We start from the raw sequence: 3,208 nt of genomic DNA, 5'->3' as shown, positions 1-3,208 counted from the left end.
AGCGCCCAGAGCCCGGCGGCGATCACCACGCCGCCGGCCAGCGCCGTCAGCACGCCGTCGGGGCCGGTGCCCTGCGCCAGCACCCAGACCAGCCAGGCGGCGGCGGCCAGCATCGGGAAGGCCAGCGCCTGGCGCAGCCGCTCCATCCAGGGCCCGGGCCGCGGCAGCGCGCGGGCCAGGCGAGGGAACACGCCGAGCAGTGCATAGGGCAGCGCCAGCCCCAGCCCCAGCGCCAGGAACACCGCCATGGTCATCGCCGGCGGCATCGCCATGGCCGCGCCGAGCGCGGCGGCCATGAAGGGCGCGGTGCAGGGCGTCGCCAGCAGCACCGCCAGCGCGCCGGTGAAGAAGGCCCCGGCATGCCCGCCGCGGGCGGCCAGCCCATGCCCCGCCCCGACCGGCCGGCCCATGGCGAAGACGCCCATCAGGTTCAGCGCCACCGCCAGCATCAGCCAGGCCATCCCGGCGACGAAGGCGGGCTCGGTGAACTGGAAGCCCCAGCCGACCGCGCTGCCGCCCGCCCGCAGCGCCACCAGCGACCCGCCGATCAGCGCGAAGGTCGCCAGCACGCCGGCGGTGTAGCTGGCCGCATGCAGCCGGACCCCGCGCTGCGCCTCGCCCGAGAGGCGCGCCAGCGCCATCGCCTTCATCGCCAGCACCGGGAAGACGCAGGGCATGAGGTTCAGGATCAGCCCGCCGAGCAGCGCGAACAGCAGCGCCTGGGCGAAGGGGATGGCCGGCCCGGCGATCGCCGGCCCCGTGACGGCGGCGGAGACGTCGAAGGCCGCGCGCTGGCCGCCGGCGTCGCGCAGCACCACCGTGCCCTCCAGCGCCGCCGGCCGGGCGCCCTCCGCCAGCCGCACCCCGAGCGTCAGCGCGCCGTTCCGCCAGGACAGCGGCTGCGGCGCGGTGTTCTCCATCACGCCCGCGGCATGCGGGAAGAAGAAGACCTCCCGCACCAGGTCCGGCGCGACGCCGGGGCCGGAGACGGTCAGGCTGGCCTGCCGGCCGGTGACCCCGGCCTGCGCCGTCCAGGGCGCGGGGCGCGGGATGCGGGCGGAGGCGGCCTCGAACAGCGGCGCACCGGTGACCGAGGGCACGGCGCGGTCGGACACCGGCAGGTTGAGCGCGAAGCGCCCTTCCTCCGGGATGCAGACCTCGGCGCAGACCAGCCAGGTCGCCTCGGCCTCGACGCGGAAGGTGCCGCCGGGCGTGGCCCCGGCCGGGACGCGGACCTCCAGCGGCAGCAGGACCTCGCCCTTGTAGCCGAAGTTCACCAGCGGCCCGTACTCGATGCGCTCCGGCGCCGGCCAGGCGATCGGCCCGGCCGTGGCGCCGTCGGGCAGGGTCAGCGCGATCTCGGTCGGCGCGCCGGCATCGCCCGCATTGCGCCAGTAGCTGTGCCAGCCCGGGGCGAGGCGCAGCCGCAACCCGGCCTGGAAGCCGGTGCCCGGCGCCACGGCCGCGACATCGGAGACCAGCGTGGCGGTCGCCCGCGGCGATCGCACGGCCGCACTCTCGACCGCCAGGGCGGGCGAGCAGGCGAGGAGCGCGAGAAGCAGGACCGCCGGGCGCCACATGCCGCAGGCATAGAACGGAAGGGCATGGCCCCGCCACACCCTGCCGCCGATCAGCGTGCCAGGATCTCGATCCCGTGCCGGGCGAGGGCCGCGCCGATGCGTGCCATCTCCTCGGGCCCGGGCGGCCCGGCCGGCGGCGCGTCGCGGCCGATGTCGCGGAAGAACGCCTCCATGCTGCGGTCCACCATCACCAGCAGGGTGGCCGGCGCGCTGCCGGCATTGCGGTAGGTGTGCGCGGCATGCGGGGCCACGCCCAGGACGTCGCCAGCCCGGCCCGTCACCGCCCCGTCCGCGGTGGCGAACTCGACCTCGCCGGACAGCACGCGGAACAGCTCGGGGGAGGCATGCCGGTGCAGCGGCGGGCCGGAGCCGGGCGGGACATCGATCTCGACCATCAGGAAGCCGGTTCCCGGCAGGTCGCCGGCGAAGCGCAGGCGGTCGCCCAGCACCCAGACCGTCGCGGCCTCCGCCGCCCGATGCAACGTGACGCCCTTGTCCATGGTCTTCCCCCGTCCACCTGGCGCGCCCGAGCCAAGCCGTTCTCCTGCCGCACGTCCAGGGCTATCCAGCGCCCGCATGCCCCTCCCCGACCTCCCCGTCACCGAGGCCCTGCCCCGCCTGGCCGCCGCGCTGCGGGAGGGCAGCAACGCCGTCCTCGTCGCGCCGCCCGGCGCCGGCAAGACCACCCTCGCCCCGCTCGCCCTGATGGACGAGCCCTGGGCCGCGCAGGGGAAGATCCTGGTGCTGGAGCCGCGCCGCGTCGCCGCCCGTGCCGCCGCCCGCCGCATGGCAGAGCTGGTGGGGGAGGCGCAGCCGGGCGGCACCATCGGCCTCGCCACGCGGCTCGACCGCGCCGTCTCCGACCGCACCCGCGTCGAAGTCGTCACCGAAGGGCTGCTGGTCCGCCGCCTGCAATCCGACCCGGGGCTGGAGGGCGTCGCAGCGGTGCTGTTCGACGAGGCGCATGAGCGCAACCTCGACACGGACATCGCGCTCGCGCTCTGCCTCGACCTGCAGCGCGCGCTGCGGCCGGAGCTGCGCCTGCTGGCCATGTCAGCCACGCTCGACATCGCCCGCTTCGCTGCGGTGCTGGGCGACTGCCCCGTGGTGGAGTCGCTCGGCCGCGCCTTCCCCGTGGAGGTCGAGCACCGCGCCCGTGACCTCGCGGAGGCGCGCGAGCTGCCCGACGCGATGGCCGCGGCCATCCGTGGCGCACTGCGCGACCACCCCGGCGACCTGCTCGCCTTCCTGCCGGGCTGGGGCGAGATCCGCCGCACCGCGGAGCGCCTGGCCGGCCTCGACGCGGAGGTGATCCCGCTGCATGGCGAACTGCCGCCGGCCGAGCAGGACCGCGCGCTGAACCCGCACCCCCAGGGGCGCCGCAAGGTGGTGCTGGCGACCTCCATCGCCGAGACCTCGCTGACCGTGCCGGGCGTGCGCATCGTGGTGGATGGCGGCTGGCGCCGCACGCCACGTCTCGATCCGGCCAGCGGGCTGTCGCGCCTGGTCACCGTCCGCATCAGCAAGGCCGCCGCCGAGCAGCGCGCCGGCCGCGCCGGCCGCACCGCGCCGGGCGTCGCCATCCGGCTGTGGACGGAGGCGCTGCACCGCGGCCTGGCGCCCGCCGA

3 protein-coding genes are annotated in these 3,208 nt (G+C 76.7%); 1 reads left to right on the top strand and 2 read right to left on the bottom strand.

Annotated elements, in window-relative coordinates; all coding sequences use genetic code 11:
* On the bottom strand, positions 1-1,508 hold a 1,508-nt coding region (locus OZN99_RS28290; protein ID WP_270938559.1), incomplete at its 3' end, for a protein-disulfide reductase DsbD domain-containing protein.
* A gap of 122 nt (positions 1,509-1,630) precedes the next feature.
* A complete protein-coding gene (locus tag OZN99_RS28285; RefSeq protein WP_270938558.1) occupies positions 1,631-2,080 on the bottom strand; it encodes a cupin domain-containing protein in 450 nt (149 codons plus the stop codon).
* A 76-nt stretch (positions 2,081-2,156) separates the two neighbouring features.
* On the opposite strand from OZN99_RS28285, the gene OZN99_RS28280 reads away from it, so the two are divergent.
* A partial coding sequence (locus OZN99_RS28280) for a helicase-related protein (RefSeq protein WP_270938557.1) occupies positions 2,157-3,208 on the top strand: 1,052 nt, incomplete at its 3' end.

The organism is Falsiroseomonas oryzae (assembly GCF_027856955.1).
Lineage (GTDB): Bacteria > Pseudomonadota > Alphaproteobacteria > Acetobacterales > Acetobacteraceae > Falsiroseomonas > Falsiroseomonas oryzae.
This window is presented reverse-complemented; position numbering and strand designations above follow the sequence as displayed.